The sequence below is a fragment of the Azospirillum sp. TSH100 genome, assembly GCF_004923295.1.
Lineage (GTDB): Bacteria > Pseudomonadota > Alphaproteobacteria > Azospirillales > Azospirillaceae > Azospirillum.
The window spans coordinates 1,560,724-1,582,603 of the sequence record NZ_CP039634.1 but is presented as its reverse complement, the minus strand read 5'-3'; the positions used below and the strand labels follow the sequence as shown (position 1 = coordinate 1,582,603).

At 67.8% G+C, this 21,880-nt stretch carries 16 protein-coding genes; 7 read left to right on the top strand and 9 right to left on the bottom strand.

Annotation, left to right across the window (positions count from 1 at the left end):
* Positions 1–14 precede the first annotated feature (14 nt).
* The 4 genes from E6C72_RS07545 to E6C72_RS07530 are packed head-to-tail and all read right to left on the bottom strand — an operon-like array spanning position 15 to position 5,222.
* Positions 15–833: a galactosyltransferase-related protein gene (locus tag E6C72_RS07545; protein WP_109442754.1), complete on the bottom strand. Its 819-nt coding sequence runs from the start codon at positions 831–833 to the stop codon at positions 15–17.
* Entirely contained in the window at positions 830–3,472 is a 2,643-nt protein-coding gene (locus E6C72_RS07540) for a tetratricopeptide repeat protein (protein WP_109442753.1), read from the bottom strand. The genes E6C72_RS07545 and E6C72_RS07540 overlap by 4 nt, the downstream gene beginning before the upstream one ends.
* 31 nt (positions 3,473–3,503) lie before the next feature.
* The gene (locus tag E6C72_RS07535; protein WP_109442752.1) at positions 3,504–4,226 is read right to left on the bottom strand and encodes a hypothetical protein; all 723 of its coding nucleotides are present in this window, start codon (positions 4,224–4,226) and stop codon (positions 3,504–3,506) included.
* Positions 4,227–4,244: 18 nt separating this feature from the next.
* Entirely contained in the window at positions 4,245–5,222 is a 978-nt protein-coding gene (locus E6C72_RS07530) for a glycosyltransferase family 10 domain-containing protein (protein WP_109442751.1), read from the bottom strand.
* Between the two features lie 355 nt (positions 5,223–5,577).
* On the opposite strand from E6C72_RS07530, the gene ileS reads away from it, so the two are divergent.
* The 5 genes from ileS to E6C72_RS07505 all read left to right on the top strand — a co-directional run bounded on the left by ileS (position 5,578) and on the right by E6C72_RS07505 (position 12,821).
* Positions 5,578–8,421, top strand: coding sequence for an isoleucine--tRNA ligase (ileS, locus tag E6C72_RS07525; protein ID WP_109442750.1), 2,844 nt, complete (start codon positions 5,578–5,580; stop codon positions 8,419–8,421).
* Positions 8,422–8,568: 147 nt separating this feature from the next.
* On the top strand, positions 8,569–9,072 hold the full coding sequence (lspA, locus tag E6C72_RS07520) for a signal peptidase II (protein ID WP_109442749.1): 504 nt from the start codon (positions 8,569–8,571) through the stop codon (positions 9,070–9,072).
* Between the two features lie 106 nt (positions 9,073–9,178).
* Positions 9,179–9,781, top strand: a complete 603-nt coding sequence (locus E6C72_RS07515; protein WP_109442748.1) for a DUF3035 domain-containing protein — start codon at positions 9,179–9,181, stop codon at positions 9,779–9,781.
* A 122-nt stretch (positions 9,782–9,903) separates the two neighbouring features.
* A complete protein-coding gene (locus E6C72_RS07510) occupies positions 9,904–11,301 on the top strand; it encodes a pitrilysin family protein (RefSeq protein ID WP_109442747.1) in 1,398 nt (465 codons plus the stop codon).
* A gap of 248 nt (positions 11,302–11,549) precedes the next feature.
* Positions 11,550–12,821, top strand: coding sequence for a pitrilysin family protein (locus tag E6C72_RS07505; protein WP_247875907.1), 1,272 nt, complete (start codon positions 11,550–11,552; stop codon positions 12,819–12,821).
* A 33-nt stretch (positions 12,822–12,854) separates the two neighbouring features.
* Here E6C72_RS07505 and E6C72_RS31715 read toward each other — a convergent pair whose 3' ends face one another.
* Complete coding sequence (locus tag E6C72_RS31715) at positions 12,855–13,022, bottom strand: hypothetical protein (RefSeq protein ID WP_169055135.1); 168 nt, start codon at positions 13,020–13,022, stop codon at positions 12,855–12,857.
* 203 nt (positions 13,023–13,225) lie between these two features.
* Here E6C72_RS31715 and pgi point away from each other — a divergent pair, with 203 nt between their 5' ends.
* Together pgi and E6C72_RS07495 are read left to right on the top strand one after the other, a co-directional pair.
* Entirely contained in the window at positions 13,226–14,878 is a 1,653-nt protein-coding gene (gene pgi / locus E6C72_RS07500) for a glucose-6-phosphate isomerase (protein ID WP_109442746.1), read from the top strand.
* 151 nt (positions 14,879–15,029) lie between these two features.
* Positions 15,030–15,281 (top strand): hypothetical protein, encoded by a 252-nt coding sequence (locus E6C72_RS07495; RefSeq protein WP_109442745.1) that lies wholly within the window; start codon positions 15,030–15,032, stop codon positions 15,279–15,281.
* Here E6C72_RS07495 and E6C72_RS07490 read toward each other — a convergent pair.
* From E6C72_RS07490 to E6C72_RS07475, 4 genes are all read right to left on the bottom strand, one after another.
* The gene (locus E6C72_RS07490; protein WP_109442744.1) at positions 15,268–16,176 is read right to left on the bottom strand and encodes a LysR family transcriptional regulator; all 909 of its coding nucleotides are present in this window, start codon (positions 16,174–16,176) and stop codon (positions 15,268–15,270) included. The two genes, E6C72_RS07495 and E6C72_RS07490, sit on opposite strands and share 14 nt — an antisense overlap.
* A gap of 106 nt (positions 16,177–16,282) precedes the next feature.
* A complete protein-coding gene (locus tag E6C72_RS07485; protein WP_109442743.1) occupies positions 16,283–17,467 on the bottom strand; it encodes an acetate/propionate family kinase in 1,185 nt (394 codons plus the stop codon).
* Positions 17,468–17,481: 14 nt separating this feature from the next.
* Complete coding sequence (locus E6C72_RS07480; RefSeq protein ID WP_109442759.1) at positions 17,482–18,870, bottom strand: bifunctional enoyl-CoA hydratase/phosphate acetyltransferase; 1,389 nt, start codon at positions 18,868–18,870, stop codon at positions 17,482–17,484.
* Between the two features lie 555 nt (positions 18,871–19,425).
* On the bottom strand, positions 19,426–21,696 hold the full coding sequence (locus tag E6C72_RS07475) for an ATP-binding protein (protein WP_136700692.1): 2,271 nt from the start codon (positions 21,694–21,696) through the stop codon (positions 19,426–19,428).
* Positions 21,697–21,880 lie beyond the last annotated feature (184 nt).

Genomic DNA, 21,880 nt, shown 5'->3' with positions numbered 1-21,880 from the left:
GGCCTGTTCGAGGGTCAGCTGCCCTGCCGACCGGAGGCGGGAGCGACGCGGTCCGCCTCAACTTGATCCGGGCTTGGGGCATGGGCGAAGTGCACCCGGACGATCTCCCAGCGGCTTTCCCCACCGTTGACGCAACCGTCGCAGGGCCTGCGGTCCACCACCTCGAAGGACAGTGAGGACAGCCCGTCGCCGGCCGGGATCTTTCCGGTGGACCAGAGTTGCTGAAACAGGCGTCGATTGACATGGGAGATCGGCGACGGAACCGCATCGGGGGTGAAGCCGTCGTTGCGGTGGTCGAGCGGCTGGAAGCGGCCTTTGCGCCGGCCGGTAGGGATCCGCCGCGCCCGGATGCGCAAGGAGAAATCGAAATCCTCGTATCCCCACCCCCAAAAGGCGTTGGAATAGCCGTCGACCTGCCGCATGACCGGGTTTGGCACCAGCAGCGCTCCGCCCATCGTGCTCTCCAGGTTGGTGGTCACCGTCTTGTCGGAGATGCCCGGCGCCACCGGCCGCTGTTCCGCCCCGTACCAGAGAATGGGAGTGGGGCAGTCGGCCCAGGAATAATCGGCGTCGATCGGCAGGTAATCGACGTCATGCAGACAGGTGTAGTCGCTCCACCCTTCCCCGAGAAGGAAGCCGGCATTCTTCAGCGCCCCGCGGTTGAAAGGCAGCCCGGCCTCCTGCTCCACGATGGTGACACGATAGTCTATCGGCGGCCTCAGCTGGTCGAAATAGGCGCTCACCCATGGAACGAACTGGCCGAGATGACTTTCGCGATCCCGATAGGGAACGACGATGTGGAGCCGCTGTCCGGCGCCGGCATCGACCGTCATGTGCCTTCCCTCCCCCTGTTGGTTTCCGCCGGGTTGGTTTCCGCTGGGCCGGCGGTTCCATCCGCGGCGACGGCGATGTGCCTCGGGGCCGATCCGGAGCGGTGAATGTCCCACATCGTCCGGTAGGCCGTCTCCAGATTGCGGGTGAAGCGCGGCGTGTCGAACAGCGGACAGGTCGGCCGGTTGCCCGCCAGCCTCTCCCGCAAGGCACGCAGCCGGTCGGGCGAGCGGGCCAACGCCACCGCCGCCGCCTCATACTCCTCCTGACTGTCGACGATCAGTTCAGGCAGTCCGGCCGCCAGCAGCAGGCTGGCCGCCACCCGCCCGGCAAAGGCCGTCCCCCTGCGCGTCAGCACCGGCAGCCCCGCCCACAGGGCGTCGCTGGCCGTCGTATGGGCGTTGTAGGGAAGCGTATCGAGGAACAGGTCCGCCAGCCGGTGGCGCGCCAGATGCTCGGCATGCGGCAAGGGCGGGGCGAAGACGAGCCGGCGGGGATCCAGACCACGGGCCTCGCCCTCGCGCCGCAGGTTGGCGGCGACCTGCGGATTTCCGGCATAGAGCCACAGCACGCTGCCCGGCACCGCCGTCAGGATGCGCGCCCAGCCGTCGAACAGAGCGGGCGTAAGCTTGTAGGAGCTGTTGAAACAGCAGAAGACGAAGCCGTCCTCCGGCAGCCCGCAATCGGCGCGCGACGGGGTGGGGCCGGCGATGGCGCGCTGGCGGTCGTTGGGCTGGTAGCAATCGGGCAGCCGCACCACCCGCTCGGTGAAGAACATCTCCTCGCCCGGAAGGATCACCACAGGATCGGCCAGAATGTAATCGACGAAGGACGCGCCCAGCGTCCCCGGATAGCCGAGCCAGTTGACCTGCACCGGCGCCGGGCGGGCGGCAAGGATCGCGGTGCGCGAGAATGTGGTGAAACCGGTCAGATCGACCAGGATGTCGATGCCGTCGGCCGCGATGACCGCCGCCGCAGCGGCATCGGAATGGCGGCGCAGATCGATGAACCGCTCCATCGACCGCTCGAACCGCCGGCGCAGCGCGCTGCCATCGTCCGGTCCGGTTGAATATGCGGTGACGGCGAAGCGGGAGCGGTCGTGCGTTTCCAGCGCATCGACCATCAGATGGCCCATCGCGTGCTCCCGGAAATCCGACGACAGATACCCGATGCGCAGACGCCGGTCGCCGGACGACGCGGCGGGCTGTACGGCGGGAATCGCGTCGCGGGACTTCGCCGCCGCCCAACGGGACGCGGCGGCCTGCTGGTCGGCAAGGGTCGAATCACAGGACAGCAGGTCGAACGGCGCCACACCGCCCGCCCCGTCCCGCACCCGCAGAAGAAGCAGAGCCTCCAGCCTGTCCAGGTCGCGCCAGTCGCAAAGCGCCCGCTGCTGGTGGATGAGCTGGCCGAGGGCAGCCGCGTGGTCCGGCACCAGCCGCAGCACCCGCCGGCAGGCGACCGCGGACTGGGCGTTCCAGTCGCACATGGCGGACGCCATCGCCAGATCGGCATGGGACTCCGCGTCCCCCGGCGCGATGGCGACGGCGGTGCGCAGGGCGGCGACGGCGCGGTCGGGCCGCACCGCCTCCACCAGCACGCGCCCCATCCGCAGCCATGCGTCGCCGTTCATCGGCTGCCGGGCGATCAGGCCGCGCAGCACCTCCAGCGCGTCCTCCGGCTGGCCCAGGATCGACAGGCCGAGCGCGAGATTCACTTCCGCCACCGGGAAGTCCGGCCGGAGGGAAAGAGCCGCCCGGTACTCCGCCACGGCATCCCGCAGGCGGCCCAGCGACCGCAGGGCGTTGGCGAGATTGTTGCGCGCCGCCGGGTCGGAGGGCATCAGCCGCACCGCCGCCGCAGCCGCCCGCCATGCCTCCTGCCGCCGGTCCGCCGCCTGCGCCGCATTGCCGAGGGCCAGCCAGTTCGCCGGACCCGCCGGGTCGAGGGAGACGGCGATCCGTCCGGCGGCGACCGCCGCCTCGGCCCGCCCGTCCGCATCGAGCAGACCAGTGAGATTGTACCAGTTCTCCACACTCTCGGGAGCGAGGCCGGCGGCCTTGCGGATGGCCGCCTCCGCCTCCCCGGTCCGCCCGAGGCCATGGAGCGCCACGCCAAGCTTGCCCCAGGCCGTGGCATCGCCACCGTCGAGCCCGGCAGCTGCGCGATGGGCCTCGGCAGCCTCGGCGACGCGCCCGAGGCTGAACAGGGCGACGCCGAGATTGTTGTGGGCCTCGCCAAAATGGGGATGGGTGGCCAGCACCTTGCGGTAATGGGGTTCGGCATCCTGCGGCCGTCCCTGGCTGTGCAGGGCAAGCGCCAGCCCGTAATGGGCGTCGGCCGACTCCGGGGCGACACGAAGTGCCGCCGCATAGACGGTCGCCGCCGCATCCCAGCGGGACAGGCCGGCCATCGTCATCCCGAAATCGAGATAGACCTCCAGGTTCTTGGCGATGGCGAGCGACTTCTGGAACAGGGGCACCGCCTCGCCCGGCCGGCCCAGCCGCAGTTCCACCACGCCCAGCCGGTGCAGCGCCGCCGCGTTGCGCGGCTCGGCCCGCAACAGCCGGAGATACAACTCCCTCGCCCGCTGGAAATCGCCGCTGGTTTCGGCCGCCGCGGCGGCGGCGAATACGGTCATCGGCCGGGTCTTTCCTCTGCAATGGCCGCTCCTAATCGCGCCAGCGCGTGTGTTCCATGATGCGGGGAATGTCGGCCGGACGGCGGCCGTCCCCCCATTGCGAGATATCGGGGACCACCGTCACGCCGCGGCTGCGGCCGAGCAGGCTGAGAATGCTCTGGTCATGGCGGTGATCGCGGAAGTCCGGGTAGTTCGGCAGACCGCATTCATTGGGGGCGTCGGTGATCAGCCGGGCGTCCTGGGCATGACGCAGCCAATCCGCGACGAAGGCCATGCTTGCGGGCCCGCGTTCGCACACGACGAAGCTGGCGAGAATCTGGGGGGCATCGGCGAAGGCCGGCTGGTCCAGCCCCATGAAATGGAAACAGTCGCGCTTGGTCCAGACGCTGTTGCGGTGATGATCCTCCAAGCCGAACAACAGGATCGGCAGGTCGCGCCGCTGCCGGCACAGCTCGATCACCGGTTCGGCGCTGTGGACGAAATGGGCGCCGCTGTCGCTGTAGAAGAGAATGTCGCCGTCCTGCAGATGCTCACGCAGCAGCAGGTCGATGAAGTAGGGCTTCCACAGCCAATAGCCGGCGCCGCGGGGCTGGTTCAGGATGTGCGAATTGCGGGCGGCGAATGCGGCATCGATGTGCCGGCGCCCCATCAAGGCGACCCCGTCGAAGCCGCCGATCCCCAGGCCGGTCTTGCCGTTGTATTTCTGCGCCGTGGTGAAGGCCCCGTCGGCATAGTTCAGCAGCACGCGTTTCATCGTTCGTTCTCCCGCCGCTCAAAGACGGCTTTCGATCCATTCGGCCAGACGGAAGGCATCGAAGTAGAAATCCTCCGTGCCGAGGAAGGGTGCCGTGCTGCGATGGCGGCGATAGGTGTCGTAATCATCGTCGATCGCCAGGATGGCGTCGATGGCCTCCTCGTCCGAGGAATAGCGCGACACATCGATGAAGCTGCCGGCGGCAACATCCCGCAGGACGCCGGGATCTCCCCAGTAGAGCGGCACTGCGCCGGCCTGGAAGGCGTCGAGGATCTTCTCGGTCAGATAGCCGGGATGGCTGGCATTCTCGAAGGCGAAGGCGAAGCGGTAGCGCGAGAAGACCCGGATCTTCGGCAGCCAGCCCATCTTCACCACGCTGCCGGTGTTGTTCAGCAGCCAACCCACCGACTCCACATGGCGGCGGGCGCAGAGCATCCGAAAGAAATCGTTGCGGCGTTCGCAGTTGGGATTCTTGTAGAGGAAGGCGCAGAATTTCCGCCTGTCCGCCTCCTCCCGCGTCGGTGGCACCGGCGGCAGGACCGAATGGCAGAAATGCCGCGTCGCCCCTTCGCGCCGGTGGTCCCAGGCATGCATGACGTAGAGCGGCAGCCGGTAGTGCCGGGGATCGTCGATGCGGTCGAACGACACCGACATGTCGACGCCGTCGAGCGGTGGCCGCACATTCTCGCCGGTGAAGAACAGCGAACGGGCCGTCCGAGCCTCCCGGTGGCGGATACCGAACACCGACACGATGGCAAGGTCGCTGTCATTGTCGACGACGGACAGGTCGAAGCGGGCGGACAGGATCTCGACGAAGAAATTCGCCGCCGGATCGAATTCCGGCCAGAAATCGAAGAAGGCGATCTTCAGCCGCGGCTTGGCGCTGCGGCCCCCCCGATCCGGCCCATGCAAAAGAAAACGGTCGAGAACCGCCGGGTCCTTGTTAGCGGACGCAAGAAATTCGGCCAGGAAGTCGCTTGTCCGTCGATCGATCATACCCGGCGATGCCCTTATGCGTGCTTGCTGGCGTGCCTGCCACCTGTAACCGTCCCTGTCCCGGACCCTCCCGGTGGCGATACCGTAAATTTGCCACCTTCCCGAGGCCAGCGGTAATTTCGGACCCTGCCGTGCCTCCGGCCGGCGTGAGCCGTCCTTGACCGCACCGCACACGCAGCTAATATCCGGCGCCATGGATGTCTCGTTGCGGATCCCGATGATGATGCGTGTCCCGACGCATCGCGCGCGAATTACCGGCCCGGCTCTCTGAGGAGGGCCGGGATAGAGACCTGCTGTGTTCCGGGTGGCCTCCATGCCGCCGCCCGACGGTGATGCTTTCCCCCAGGGATCCGATATGACCCGCGATTACAAATCGACCGTCTTCCTGCCCCGCACCGACTTCCCCATGCGCGGCGGCCTGCCGACCAAGGAGCCCGAGCTGCTGAAGCGCTGGGCAGAGATGGACCTGTTCGGCAAGCTGCGCGCCGGCGCCAAGGGCCGCAAGAAGTTCGTGCTGCATGACGGCCCGCCCTATGCCAACGGCAACATCCATATTGGGCATGCCGTCAACAAGATCCTGAAGGACGTCATCGTCCGCTTCCGCCAGATGCAGGGTTTCGACGCCGACTATGTCCCCGGCTGGGACTGCCACGGCCTGCCCATCGAGTGGAAGATCGAGGAGAAGTACCGCAAGGCCGGCAAGAACAAGGATGACGTGCCGCTCATCCAGTTCCGCGCCGAATGCCGCCAGTTCGCCGAGGAGTGGGTCGGCATCCAGGCCGCCGAGTTCCGCCGTCTGGGCGTGGAGGGCGACTGGAAGCATCCCTACGCCACCATGACCTTCCCGGCCGAGGCGCAGATCGTCCGCGAGATCCACAAGTTCGCGCTGAACGGCGGCCTCTACAAGGGTTCCAAGCCGGTGATGTGGTCGGTGGTCGAGAAGACCGCGCTGGCCGATGCCGAGGTGGAATACCACGACCACACCTCGACCACCGTCTTCGCCCGCTTCCCCGTCTGGGGATCGTCGGCGCCGGAGGTGGACGAGGCCAACATCGTCATCTGGACGACCACCCCCTGGACCCTGCCGGGCAACCGCGCCATCGCCTATGGCGACGAGATCGAATACGCGACCTTCAAGGTCACGGCGGTCGCCGAGGGCAGCAAGGCGATGGTCGGCGAGCGCCTCGTGCTCGCCACCGCGCTGGCCGAGAGCGTGCTGAAGGAGACGGGCATCACCGAGTGGAAGCAGCTGCACCGCTTCCCCGGCTCGCGCCTCGCCGGCACCTATTGCCGTCATCCGCTGCACGGCAAGGGCTACGACTTCAAGGTGCCGCTGCTGGCCGGCGACTTCGTGACGACGGATGCCGGTTCGGGCTTCGTCCACATCGCCCCCGGCCATGGCGAGGACGACTTCCGCCTGGGTCAGGCCAACGGCATCGAGGTGCCGCAGACGGTGGGCGAGGACGGGCGCTATTACGCCCATGTGCCGCTGTTCGCCGGCCTCGCCGTCTACACCGACCAGGGCAAGACCGGCCCCGCCAACAAGGCCGTGCTGGAGGCGTTCGAGGAAGCCGGGTCGCTGCTGGCCAGCAACCGCATCAAGCACAGCTACCCGCACAGCTGGCGGTCGAAGGCGCCGCTGATCTTCCGCACCACGCCGCAGTGGTTCATCTCGATGGAGACGAACGACCTGCGCAAGGTGGCCTTGCAGGCGATCTCCGACACCCGCTGGATCCCGGGCCAGGGCGAGAACCGCATCCGCTCGATGATCGAGAGCCGGCCGGACTGGTGCATCAGCCGCCAGCGCGCCTGGGGCGTGCCGATCGCCCTGTTCGTCCGCAAGGCGACCGGCGAGATCCTGCGCGACGAGGCGGTGTTCGCCCGCATCGCCGACATCTTCCAGCAGGAAGGCGCCGACGCCTGGTTCGCCCGCGACCCGCAGGACTTCCTCGGCAACAGCTACTCCGCCGACGAGTTCGAGCAGGTCAAGGACATCGTCGACGTCTGGTTCGAGTCGGGCTCCTCGCACGCCTTCGTGCTGGAACAGCGGCTGGAGGAGTTGGCTTGGCCGGCCGACCTCTATCTTGAGGGCTCGGACCAGCATCGCGGCTGGTTCCACTCCTCGCTGCTGGAAAGCTGCGGCACCCGTGGACGGGCGCCCTACAACGCGGTGCTGACCCACGGCTTCGTGCTCGACGAGCAGGGCCGCAAGATGTCCAAGTCGCTGGGCAATGTCGTGGCCCCGCAGGAGGTCTGCGACCAGTATGGCGCCGACATCCTGCGCCTGTGGATCATCAACTCCGACTATTCGGAGGATCTCCGCATCGGCAAGGAGATCATCAAGACCCAGGCCGACCTGTATCGCCGCCTGCGCAACACGCTGCGTTACCTGCTGGGCGCGCTCGCCGACTACAGCCCGGCCGAGCGGATCGACGCCGCCGAGATGCCGGAGCTGGAGCGCTGGGTTCTGCACCGCCTGTCGGAGCTGGACACGCTGGTCCGCGAGAAGGTCGAGGCCTACGACTTCCACGCCCTGTTCGTGGCCCTGCACAACTTCTGTGCGGTGGAGCTGTCGGCCTTCTACTTCGACGTCCGCAAGGACAGCCTCTATTGCGATGCGGTCGATTCGGTGCGCCGCCGGTCGGTGCGGACGGTGATGGAGCATCTGTTCTCCACCCTGACCGCCTGGCTCGCCCCGATCCTCTGCTTCACCGCGGAAGAGGCGTGGCTGGCCCGGCCGGAAGGTCTGACGGCAGGGTCGGGCTGGACCGAGGAGAGCGTGCATCTGCGGGGCTTCCCCGAGGTTCCGGCCGATTGGCGCAACGACGCGCTCGCCGCGAAGTGGGAGACGGTTCGCACCGTCCGCCGCGTCGTCACCGGGGCGCTGGAGCTGGAGCGCGCCAACAAGACCATCGGGTCTTCGCTTCAGGCCGATCCGACCGTGTATGTGGATGCCGCGACCAAGGCCCTGCTGGCCGATGTCGATTTCCAGGATGTCTGCATCACCTCCGCCATCGAGGTGACGGATGCCGCGGCGCCGGAAGGGGCCTTCACCCTTCCCGACGTCCCCGGCATCGCCGTCGCTCCGGCTCTGGCCGAAGGCGAAAAGTGCGAGCGCTGCTGGAAGGTCCTGGAGGAGGTCGGCACGGTCCCCGACCATCCGACGCTCTGCATCCGCTGCTCCGACGCGGTGGCATGACGCCATACACCCAAACCGCGGCTCTATCCCCTCTCCCCCCGGGGAAAGGGTTAGGGTGAGGGGGGTCCGCCTGCCGGACGCCTCTCGCCGCGCATCCCCCTCACCCCGACCCTCTCCCCGGGGGGGAGAGGGAGGATCCCTCGCCCGATGAATGCCTTCGTCGCCAACCAATCCCGGTCCTACTGGCTGTTCGGGCTGATCGTCGCCGTCGTGGTGGTCGTGCTCGACCAGGGCAGCAAATGGTGGATCCTCGAACAGGTCATGCAGCCGGTGCCGCATGTCATCGAGGTGACGTCCTTCTTCAACCTCGTGCTGGTGTGGAATTTCGGCGTCAGCTTCGGCACCTTCGCCGGCGGTGGAGCGATGATGCCCTACATCCTCAGCGCGGTCGCCGCGGTGATCGCCGTCTGCCTGATCTCATGGCTGCGGCAGGCCGAACGGCGGCTGGTGGCTCTGGCGCTGGGCTTCATCATCGGCGGGGCGGTGGGCAACGTCGCCGACCGGCTGATGCATGGGGCGGTTGTCGACTTCCTCGATTTCCATGTCGCCGGTTGGCATTTCTGGGCCTTCAACGTGGCCGACAGCGGAATCAGCGTCGGCGTGGTGCTGCTGCTGATCGACGGACTGTTCGCGGGCCGCGAAAAGTCGTAAGAGTTCCGTCGCCGGTGGCGTTATAACCGCCGGCGAGCGCTGACCTCGCGGCCTCGACCTCCGGGCCGGGTCGCTACGACGTGACTGACGACGGGATCCTCCGAACGTGACCAGCATCTCCTCCGCCCTCTCCTTCCCCCGGACCCGGCTTCCTTTGGCGCGGCTGCCGCTCATCGGGCTGGCGCTTGCGGCGTTGACGCTCGCCGGCTGCTCGGATGTGCGCCGGTCCATCGGTCTCGACCGCCAGAGCCCCGACGAATTTTCCGTCGTTTCCCGCGCTCCGCTGACCCTGCCGCCCAGCATGCAGGATCTGCCGAAGCCCCGCCCCGGCGCCCCGCGCCCGCAGGACACCACCCCGACCCAGGCCGCAGCCGGCGCCGTCTTCGGCTCTGCCGCGCGTGGCGCCAAGACGGCCGGTTCGACGGCGGGCGAGAAGTCGCTGGTCGCCCAGGCCTCGTCCCGCGACGGCATCGACCCGAACATCCGCGCCAAGGTCGATCAGGAAACCACCCAGCTGATCGTCGCCGACAAGAGCTGGATCGATTCGCTGCTGTTCTGGCAGACGCAGGAGCCGCCCGTCTCCGTCGTCGATCCGGCCAAGGAGCAGCAGCGCCTGCGCGAGGCCCAGGCCCAGGGCAAGGCAGTCGACGGCGCCGCGACCCCGACGATCGAGCGCAAGCGCAAGGCGCCGCTGGAAGGCCTGTTCTAAGCGACAGCCGGTTCGGCCGTCTTTCGGCCTTGTCCGGGACCAGTCATCACACCAGTTTCCGGGGGCGTCCTTCCCAGCGAAGGGCGCCCTTTCGATTCGGACCTCCTGATCCGGGAGCCCCCATGCCCGCCTGCCTTCCAGCCCGCCGCCTCGCCACGGCCGGACTTCTCGCCCTGACGATGACCGTCGCGGCCCCCCTGGCACCGCTTCCGCTCGGGCTCCAGCCCGCCCATGCGGCGGAAAAGGGGGTGTTCTTCCCCGAAAGCTTCACCCTGTCCAACGGCATGCAGGTGGTGGTGATCCCCAACCACCGCGTGCCGGTCGTGACCCACATGGTCTGGTACAAGGTGGGCGCCGCCGACGAGGAACGCGGCCAGTCCGGCATCGCCCATTTCCTGGAACACCTGATGTTCAAGGGCACGGACACGATCCAGCCCGGCGAGTTCAGCCGGATCATCGCCAAGAATGGCGGTCGCGACAACGCCTTCACCAGCTACGACTACACCGCCTATTACCAGAACGTCGCCCGCGACCGGCTGGAGATGGTGATGCGGATGGAGTCCGACCGCATGGCCAATCTGAAGCTGACCGACGCGGTGGTCTATCCCGAACGCGACGTCATCATCGAGGAACGGCGCCAGCGCATCGAGAACGAGCCGGCCGACCGCATCGGCGAGCAGATCAACGCCACCCTGTTCGTCCACCACCCCTACGGCACCCCGGTGATCGGCTGGCCGCAGGAGATGTCGGCCCTGACGCGGGAAATGGCGGAGCGCTTCTACAAGACATGGTACACGCCCAATAACGCCATCCTGGTGGTGTCCGGCGACGTGACCGCGGCGGAGCTGAAGCCGCTGGCCGAGCGCTATTACGGCACCATCCCCGCCCGTCCGGTGCCGGAGCGCAAGCGGGTGGCAGAGCCGCCGCTCACCTCCTCCCGTCAGGTGGTCCTGCGTGACGACGAGGTGCGGCAGCCGTCAGTCCGCCGCATCTGGGTCGCGCCGTCCTATCGCCTCGACCAGAACAGCCAGGCCTATGCGTTGCAGGTGCTGGCGGAGATCATGAGCGGCGGCACCACGTCACGCCTCTACCGCAGTCTGGTGGTGGACCAGAAGCTGGCAACTTCGGCCTGGCTCGGCTACGGCCCGACCGCCTGGGACATGGCGACGCTCAGCGTCGGCGCCAGCCCGGCCGCCGGCGTGCCGATGGACAAGCTCGAATCGGCGCTGTGGGCCGAAGTCGACAGGCTGCTGAAGTCCGGCGTGACGGAGGAGGAGGTCGCCACCGCCCGCAAGCGCATGCTGGCCTCTGCCGCCTACGCCCGCGACAGCCTGACCGGGCCGGCCCAGACGCTGGGTGCGGCGCTCGCCACCGGCCAGAGCATCGACGACGTGGAAAACTGGCCGGTGCGCATCGACGCCGTCACCGCCGATCAGGTCAACGCCGCAGCCCGCGCCGTGCTGAGCCAGACCAACCACGTCACCGGCCTGCTGCTGCCCCCGACCGGAAAGGACAGTTGAGGATGAGCGTGTTTCACGATGTTTCATCTGCCCGCGGGCTTCCTCCCTCTCCCCCCCGGGGAGAGGGTCGGGGTGAGGGGGATGCACTGCGTGCCTTTTTCCGGCTGGCGAAGCATATGCCCAAGACTTTCTCCTCGCTGTGGCTCCCCCTCACCCTAACCCTCTCCCCGGGGGGGAGAGGGAATCTGCGTCTGACTGCTGCGGTATTCTTTGCCACGGCGCTGGCCCTCCTCTCCCCCGCTCACGCCATGGACATCAAGCGCGTGGTCAGCCCCGGCGGGATCGAGGCGTGGCTGGTCGAGGACCACAAGGTTCCGGTGCTGGCGCTGGAATGGGTCTTCGACGGGGCCGGCGGCACCGATCCCAAGGGCAAGGAGGGGCTGGCGAACCTCGCCTCCACCATGCTGGACGAGGGCGCCGGCCCCTACGATTCGCAGGCCTTCCAGGCGCGGTTGCAGGACAAGGCCATCGCGTTGGGCTTCGAGTCCGGCCGCGACGGCTTCAGCGGTTCGCTGCGCACCCTGGGCGAGAACCGCGAGGAGGCGTTCGAGCTGACCCGGCTGGCGCTGACCGAACCGCATTTCACGCCCGAGGCGCTGGACCGCATGCGTGCCTCGGTCATGGCCAGCCTGAGGCGCGACCTCGCCGACCCCAACTATGTCGGACGGCGCCAGTTCTACGCCACCGCCTTCCCCGGCCATCCCTATGGCAGTGAGAGCCGCGGCAGCCTGGACAGCCTGCCCGCCATCACGCCCGACGATCTGCGTGCCTTCGTGAAGGGGCAGTTCGGCCGCGACCGGCTGGTGGTGGCCGCCGCCGGCGACATCTCGCCCGATGATCTGGGCAAGGCGCTGGACAGGCTGTTCGGCGGTCTGCCGGCCAAGGCCGACGCGAAGCCGATCCCCGACGTGGCCATGTCCGGCCTGGGCCAGACCATCCTGCTGCCGCGCCCGACCGCGCAGACGGTGATGCTGATGGGCCAGCCCGGTGTGAAGCGCGACGATCCCGACTGGTACGCCGCCACGGTGATGAACTATGTGCTGGGCGGCGGCGGCTTCGGCTCCCGTCTGATGGAGGAGGTCCGCGAGAAGCGCGGGCTCAGCTATGGAGTCTACAGCTACCTGATCCCGATGGACCATGCGGCGCTGGTGATGGCCGGCGGCTCCACCGTCAACGCCAAGGCGGGTCAGGCGCTGGACATCATCCGCCAGGAATGGGCGCGCATGGCCAAGGACGGTCTGACCGACCGGGAGATGGCCGATGCCAAGACCTATCTGACCGGCTCCTTCCCGCTGCAACTGGGCTCGACCCAGGCGATCGCCCGCATCCTGCTGCAGGTGAAGCGCGACAATCTCGGCATCGACTATCTGAACCAGCGCGACCGCTACATCAACGCGGTGACGCAGGCCGACATCAAGCGCGTCGCCCAACGTCTGCTCGACCCGGCCAAGCTGCTGACCGTGCTGGTCGGCAAGCCGGAAGGCGTGACGCCGACACGGACGATCGAAGGGGGCAGTTGAGCAAGCCGGGGGCTTAACGCCCCCAGCCTCCCCTCATGCCAGATCCGGCTGGCTCCCCGGAAAGCGTGGGTCACTCGGATCGACCGGACTTCCCGGCACCTTACCGGGAATGATCCCGACCTGATCCGGCCGCGCGGTGTCGTCGCGGTCGCGTTGCTCCTCCCGCTCTTCCAGCGGCGGGGTGGCAGGCTTGCCCGACATGGTGTCCTCCTGTCGCAATTCCTGAACACCACAACACCCCGCCCGCCATGCAGTTGCACCCCTGGCCACCCCGCATAGGCCATTCAGCAGCATCCAACGCCGCGTTTTGGGCCGTGGCCGTGGCCGGCGGTCGGTGTTAGGCTCCGCACGCCCCGCAGAGGGCCGCGTCAAAGGACCGCTGACGTCAAGGAGTCCAAAGCATCATGACTGCGCTGACCCGTTCTTCCGCCTGGGCCGCTCTCGCCCAACACCGCCAGGACATGGCCGGTACGCACATGCGTGACCTGTTCGCCGCCGATCCCGGCCGGTTCAATGCCTTCTCCATGGAAGCCGCGGGCCTGTTCCTCGACTATTCGAAGAACCGCATCACGCAGGATACGGTCCGCCTGCTGCTCGACCTCGCCCGCCAGCAGGATGTCGAGGGCGCCCGCGCCCGCATGTTCGGCGGCGAGCCGATCAACCTGACCGAAAAGCGTGCGGTCCTGCACACCGCGCTGCGCAACCGCTCCGACCGCGCCGTCACCGTCGATGGCCGCGACGTGATGCCGGGCGTGCGTGCGGTGCTGGAGCGGATGGACGCCTTCGCCACTTCGGTGCGCGACGGCGAGTGGCGCGGCTACAGCGGCCAGCCGATCACCGACGTGGTCAACATCGGCATCGGCGGCTCCGACCTCGGCCCGGTGATGGCGACGGAAGCGCTGAAGCCCTTCGCCCATGCCCATGTCGCCCTGCATTTCGTCTCCAACGTCGACGGCACCCATCTGGCCGAGCAGCTGAAATGGCTGGATCCGGAGACGACGCTGTTCGTCATCGCGTCCAAGACCTTCACCACGCAGGAGACGCTGACCAACGCCCATTCCGCCCGCCGCTGGTTCCTGGAGACCGCGAAGGACGAGGCGCATGTCGCCAAGCATTTCGTCGCCGTCTCCACCAACGAGGCGGAGGTGCGCAAGTTCGGCATCGACCCGGCCAACATGTTCGGCTTCTGGGACTGGGTCGGCGGCCGCTATTCGCTGTGGTCGGCCATCGGCCTGCCGATCATGATCGCCATCGGACCGGAGCGTTTCGCCGAGATGCTGGCCGGCGCCCACGCGATGGACGAGCATTTCCGCACCGCGCCGCTTGAGCGCAACATGCCGGTGCTGCTGGCCCTGCTGGGCGTCTGGTATCGCAATTTCTGGGACGCCTCGTCCTACGCGGTGCTGCCCTACGACCAGTATCTGCACCGCTTCCCCGCCTATCTCCAGCAGCTGGACATGGAGAGCAACGGCAAGTCGGTGACCCGCGGCGGCGAACCGGTGGACTACCAGACCGGCCCGGTGCTGTTCGGCGAGCCGGGCACCAACGGCCAGCACGCCTTCTATCAGTTGATCCACCAGGGCACCTCGCTGATCCCCTGCGACTTCGTGGCGGCGGCGACCACCCACAACCCGATCGGGGCGGAGGCCGGCGCCCATCACCGCATCCTGCTGTCCAACGTCTTCGCCCAGGCCGAGGCGCTGATGCGCGGCAAGACCGCCGACGAGGTGCGGACGGAGATGACCAGGGCCGGCAAGCCGGCGGCAGAGGTCGAGGCGCTGGTCCCCCACCGCGTCTTCCCCGGCAACCGCCCGTCCAACACCATCCTGATGGAAAGCCTGACCCCGGCGACACTGGGCGCCCTGATCGCGCTGTACGAACACAAGGTCTTCGTCCAGGGCATCGTCTGGGACATCAACAGCTTCGACCAGTGGGGCGTCGAGCTGGGCAAGCAGCTGGCCAACACCATCCTGCCGGAAATGGAGAATGGTCCGGCCGACGGAGCGCATGACAGCTCCACCACCGGGCTGATGGCGTGGTGGCGGGCGCACCGGTAAGGAGCGGCGCGGCTTACGCCCAATAATCGTATGTGTACGGTCGCAATCGGGTTGGTGAAATCCGGCCCGATGGCGTTCGGAACAGTGCGGCATCGCTCCGGTTGAAGAGGGAAACGGTCTATGCACCAACCCACTTCATCGGAGCAGTCCAATGTCCACCCGCTTACGCCTCGCCATCCTGATCTACGGCATGATCCAGGGTGTGGTTTTCGGCATCGGCACTGTCCTGGTTCTTGCGGTCCCCAGCTTTTCCGAACAGGCGATGACGCTGATGCCGACCGTGGTGATCCTCAGCATCGTGCTCGCAGCACCCATCGCGTGGTTCGTGGCGCCGCGGCTGCGGCTGCGCTTCTGGCAGCAGCGGGAACGGCAGCAGGCGCCGCGCCGGGTCACCCTGTCCTGACCGCTCGGTCCGCCGCGTCCTCCGCGACCATGGCGAACAGCCAGTCGCTGAAGGCGCGCATGGTCGGTGTCTCCGGCCGCGACTTCAGCGCCGTCAGCCAATAGGCGCCCTTGCACACGGTGACGGCGAAGGGCTGCTCGATCAGGCCCACGGCCAGCGGCCGGCGGAACATCGCCACCGGAGCCAGCGCCACTCCGGCGCCCTGGATCGCCGCCTCCACCATCAGGGAGGAGGAGTCGAAGACCGGCCCCTTGACCGGCGGCATGGCCGACGGCTCAATCCCGGCGGCGGCGAACCAGCCCGTCCATTCATCGGAACGGTAGGAACGCAGCAGCGTCTCGCGCCCGACATCGGCCGGCTCACGCAGCCGCCCGGCGATGTCCGGAGCGCACAGCACCGACAGCGGCGCGTCGAACAGGCGGACCGCGTCGGTACCGTGCCAGGCACCATCGCCGAAGCGAATGGCGTAGTCCAGCCCCTCCGCCGCGATGTCCACGCGGTTGTTGTTGGTGGACAGGCGCAGATCGACGAAGGGATGCGCCTCGCGGAAGCGGCTCAGCCGCGGCAGCAGCCAGCCGACGGCGAAGGTGCCGACCGCGCCGACCGTCAGCACCTCGCGGAATCTCCCGCCCTCGAACTGGTCGAGCAGGCCACCGATGCGGTCGAACGCCTCCTCCAGCGTCGGCAGCAGCGCCCGCCCCTCGTCGGTCAGGGCGAGGCCGCGCGGCAGGCGGTGGAACAGGCTGGCGCCCAGCCGCTCCTCCAGCAGCTTGACCTGATGGCTGACGGCGGCCTGGGTCACGCACAGCTCGATGGCGGCGCGGGTGAAGCTGAGATGTCGCGCAGACGCCTCGAAGGCACGCAGGGCGTTCAGCGGCAGATAGGGGCGGACCAAAATTTCCCCCGGACGATGCGTGATGCCGGAGGGGTGCTAGCACCGAATGGGGTCGGGCTCCAGGGAGATGTGGGGTGCCGTCAGCCGACGCCACCCCACGAAACACTCACCGTCCTGTCAGCACCTTGCGGGTGTGCAGCGCGATCATCCCTTCCTCGTCGGTCGGGATGACGTAGACCGGCAGACGGCTGCCGGCGGTCGAGATCTTTGACGCATTGGCCTCGTTGGCCGCCGCGTCGATCTCCACGCCCATCCAGGCCAGCTTGTCGCCGACCCGCGCCCGCACCGGGGCGGAGCGTTCGCCGATGCCGGCGGTGAACACCACGGCGTCCACCCCGCCCATCGAGGCGGCCAGCGCGCCGGTCTCCTTGGCGATGCGGAAACAGAACAGCTCCACCGCCTCCTGCGCATGCGGGTCGCTGCTGTCCAGCAGGGCGCGCATGTCGTTGGAGATGCCCGACACGCCGAGCAGGCCGGACTTGTTGTAGAGCAGCTTCTCGATGGCGCCGGCGTCCATGCCCTTGCGCATCAGGTAGATCAGCACGCCGGGGTCGATGGTGCCGCAGCGGGTGCCCATCGGCAGCCCGTCGAGCGCGGTGAAGCCCATGGTGCTGTCGACGCTGCGCCCGCCATGGATGGCGCACATGCTGGCGCCGCTGCCGAGATGGGCGACGACCACCCGCGAATCACCCAGTTCCGGCGCGATTTCCGGCAGGCGACGGGCGATGTACTCATAGGACAGGCCGTGGAAGCCGTAGCGGCGCACGCCCTCCTCCGTCAGTTCCCGCGGGATGGCGAAGGTCTGGGCCTGCCAGGGCTGGTTGCGGTGGAAGGCGGTATCGAAGCAGGCGACCTGCGGCAGTTCCGGATGCGCCTCGGCCAGCGCGCGGATGGCGGCGAGGTTGTGCGGCTGGTGCAGCGGGGCGAGCGGGACCAGACCGTCCAGTTCGTCCAGCACGGCGGGGGTCAGCAGCACCGGAGCGGCGTGGCGGACGCCGCCATGCACCACCCGATGCCCGGCGGCGATCAGCGTCGCCCCCTCCAGCCGTTCCTCGATCCAGTCGAGCAGATAGGACAGCAGGGCGGTGCGGTCGCTGGCCTCCCCCGCAGCCCAGCTCTTTTCGGCGAGCGGACGGCGCTGGGCGTCCTTGGCCTCGAACACCGGCTGGGTGCCGATGCCCGAGATCTGGCCGTTGATGGTGACCACCGGATCCCCGCCGCCGTGATCCCGGAACACCGAGAATTTCAGGCTGGAGGAGCCGGCATTGATGACGAGGATCGCGTTGGACATGGCGTCTGGCTTTCTCACTCGGCCGCGGCGGCGGCACCGCGGCGGCGGGCGGCGGCCGACAGGACGGCCACGGCGCAGGACGCCAGACGGGTGCGCACATTGTCGGCGCGGCTGGTCAGGATGATCGGCACGCGGGCGCCGAGCACGATGCCGGCGGCATCCGCATGGGCCAGGAAGGACAGCTGCTTGGCAAGCATGTTGCCGGCCTCCAGGTCGGGGACCAGCAGGATGTCGGCCTGACCGGCCACCTCGGACTTGATGCCCTTGGTGATGGCAGCCTCGCGGCTGATGGCGTTGTCGAAGGCCAGAGGGCCGTCGAGGATGCCGCCGGTGATCTGGCCGCGGTCGGCCATCTTGCAGAGGGCCGCCGCTTCCAGCGTCGAGGCGATCTTGGTGTTGATGGTCTCGACCGCCGACAGGATGGCGACGCGCGGAACCTCGGTGCCCAGGACCTTGGCGAGGTCGATGGCGTTCTGCACGATGCTGACCTTGTCCTCCAGCGTGGGATAGATGTTGATCGCCGCATCGGTGATCAGCAGCGGCCGCGGGTAGGTCGGGACATTCATCACGAAAACATGGCTCAGGCGGCGGCCGGTGCGCAGGCCGGTCTCCTTCTTCACCACCTCGCCCATCAGCTCGTCAGTGTGAAGGCTGCCCTTCATCACCGCCTCGCACTCGCCGGTGCGGGCAAGCCGCACGCCGGTCTCGGCGGAGGCATGGCTGTGGGCGACGTCGACGATGCGGTAGCGCGAGATGTCGAGACCATGGGCGTCGGCGACCGAACGGATCTTGGACTCCGGCCCGACCAGCACCGGGTCGATCAGGTTCGCCTCGGCAGCCTCGACGGCGCCGCGCAGCGAACTTTCGTCGCAGGGATGGACGACGGCGGTCGGCACCGGCGGCAGCGACTCGCACTTCTTCAGCATCAGCTCGTGGCCGTCATGGCGGATCACCTGCACCTGCGGCAGTTCCGCCGTGGCGCGCCGCACCTTCTCGGTCGGGGCGATCACCTCGGCGACACCGGTCGCGACCGTCCGGCCGTCCTGGTTGAGACACAGGCAGTCGAAGACGACCGTCTTGCGCGCTGCGTCCTTGGAGCGGGCAGTGACGGTGACGGTGACGATGTCGCCCAGCAGGACCGGACGCTCGAACCGCAGATCCTGGCCGACATAGACGGTGCCGGGACCGGGCAGCAGGGTGCCGAGAACGGCGGAGATCAGCGAGCCCGACCACATGCCATGGCCGACCACCTTGTGGTCGACGGCGTAATCCTCGTCCACATGGGACGGGTTGAGGTCGCCGGACACCGTCGCGAACAGCTCGATGTCGGACATGGTCAGGCGGCGCGACAGGCTCGCCTGCTGGCCGATGCGGATTTCCTCGAACGTGACGTTTTCGATCATGGGGCTGCCGTTCTTGCCAGTCGGAACGATGCCGCTGCGACCCGCCTGGGCGGCGGAGGGGGCGGCGATGGCGGTGTCCATACTCTGTGCTCCTGAAAAGGATCGCGGCGCCCGACCAACGGACCCCGCCGGAACGGCGGAGGCCCGAATGCCGGTGACCGGACCGCATGCCCTGTTTGCCGGGGCATGCGTCGCGGCGGCAGGCCGTATCCTCCCAAGCCCGGTTCCCGTTGCCGTCGGCGCCCGACAGGGCATGCCATGGTGGCGGGCCGAACTCCGTCTTGTTGGGTTCCTTTGAAACGGAACCTTCATCTTCCAAGGATTTCCCAAGGAGTGCGCTTATGCGAAAGCAATAGCCCCTATGGCGAAGGGGCCCAATGACCTACATCAATAAAGTCGTCAAGCCATTGTTGCAGCTGGGTTACTGGGATCGTTTCGATTCAGTGAGCAGACGCAGCATAACCGAAACTTGCGCGGACTCGGACAGGAAAAGCGGGCCGCGGGTCGGGACTGCCTCCATTGCGCGCTGCGGAATGGGCCGGCGTGGCCGGACTCTCAGTCGGCGGCGGCGGAGCAGGAGCAATCCTGCGTGACCAGCGGCACGCTGACGGCGAAGACGGTGCCGCGCCCGACGCGCGAGCGCACCGTGACGGGATGGTCCAGCATCTGGGACATGCGGCGGACAATGGACAGGCCAAGCCCAAGTCCGCGTCCGCTGTCACGCTGGTCGGTGCCGCAGCGATAGAAATCCTCGAAGATCGCCGCCATTTCCGCCTCGGCGATGCCGGGGCCGGTGTCCCACACCTCGATGGACAGGCGCATCCCGCCGTCGGCGTCGGACCGGCGCCGGCAGCCCAGCAGGATCCGTCCTTCGGTTGTGTAGCGCAGGGCGTTGACCAGCAGGTTGCGCACCATCCGTTCCAGAAGGATCGGATCGCTCTGCACGCGGACGGAACAGGGAACCGTCCGCAGCACGAGACCGCGGTCAATCGCCTGATCGCCGATCTCCACCGCCAGCCGGCCAAGGATCTCCTGAACCTCGAAATCGACGATCCGCGGCTTGACGTTGCCGACCTCCAGCGCGGAGGTATCGAGCAGGGTGGACAGCAGCGTGTTTCCCGCCGTCAGCGCCTCACCCAGCTTGCTGGCCACCTCCAGCTGCTGGGGATCGTCCAGCTTTGACATCAGGATGTGGTGGAACAGGCTCATGGCCTGGAAGGGCTGGCGCAGGTCGTGACTGGCGGCGGCGAGGAAGCGGCTCTTGGCCTGGTTGGCCCGCTCCGCCTCGGCATGGGCGCGGGCCAGCGCCTCGCGGATGTCGGCCGATTCCGTCACGTCGATCGCAGCGCACATGACGCCGGCAATCGCCCCCGTCTCGTCGCGCATCGGTTCCACCGACAGGTCGAGCACCCGGCGGTGGCCGCCATAGGTCAGTTCCAGTTCGCGGCGCGTGCCGATCCCGCCATCCATCACCGACCGCTTCAGCTCAACCATCCGCGCCGCCTCTTCCGCCGGAAACAGGTCGGCGTCGGTCCGGCCGATCATGCGCTCCGGATGAAGATCGGCGCGCGGACAGTAGATCCAGAGATGACGCAGATCCCGGTCCTGGCTGAACAGCGTCACCTTGGAATAGCGCAGGGCGATCCGGAACCGCTCCTCGCTCTCGCGCAGGGCGCGGGCCATGGCGGCGCGGGCGCGCGCCTCGGTCTGGAGCAGGCGCTTGGTCCTCGCCTCGCGCAGCACATAGGCCGCGCTGCCGGCGGTCAGGAGGAGCCCGCCGATCAGCATCGTCCAGGCGAGCCGGTCACCGGCGCTGAACAGACCTGCCGCATAGGGCACCACATGGAGCCGCCAGACTCGGCCGCCATAAGCGATGTCGCGGACAATGGCATGGGGCGCCGCCGGACCGGTCAGCTCCTTCATGGTGAGGGCATGGATCGGCGGATGCGACAGTTCGCCGGGACGGCTGATCGCTCCTTCGGCGGCAAGAAGACGCGGCTCTCCCAAATCCGGACCGAGCGGCGGTTCCAGCAGATAGGCATCGCCGACGGTCAGCCCGACCCGGCGCACCGAATCGCGCAACAGCTGCCTGACATCGAAGCTGGTCCACAGGAAGCCCGTCAGCACATCGCAGAGGATGCGTCCGCCGCCATAGCCGGGGCCGTCATCGGGATCGACCTCGCGGGAATAGACCGGCAGATAGATCAGCACGGCCCCCCTGCCCAGCTGCGCCTTCAAAGGTTCGCCATCGGCCACGACGATGCGGTTGGCCGCACAGGACCGGAGCAGCAGGTCGCGCTGGCCGGGAAGGTCGGCCATGTCCAGCCCGACCAGCCCGGCGGCGGAGCGCGGTTCGGCCAGTACATTGACGAACCGGTCGGCCCCCAGCCCTCTGTTCACCCCGCTGGTTTCACGGCCGCTCTCCACATCCGCGCCACGGACGGCAAAGCTGCTGTGGCCGGCCGCGTGCATGGCGCGCTCCAGCAGTGAAACGTCCCGTTCGGCGATCCGGCGCGCCCAGGCAACAGCATGCAGGTTCGGATAAAGCGGCAGCAGCGGCCCGGCGGCCGATGCGAAGCTCGCGTCGGTGACCGGAGCCGGACCGGCCAGTGGACCGCTGAGCGCACGCAGAAGCACGCTCTGATCCTCGAAACTCGACTTCAGTTCGTCATGAAGCTGTATCGCCTGCCGGTCGGCCAATGTCAGCTCGGCATCGCGGGTGGCGCTCCGGATCATCAGAAAGGCGGAAAAGGATAGGAACAGCCCGGCGGTGACGATCACCGTCAGCGTTCTCGCCCACCCCCCCTCCCGATACCGCCGGTACATCCGCACGACCTCCACCCGCCCGTCCTGACAGCGACGCGTCGGAAACGATCATACCGGAGAGAAGACATAAATGGGTATGTGAAACTTCAAATTCAAACGAAAGGAGGAGATACATCTAACCATTGGAGAGATGACGGACTAATCCAGCGATGAGAATGGGAAAAATCCTGTCGCACTTTGCCGG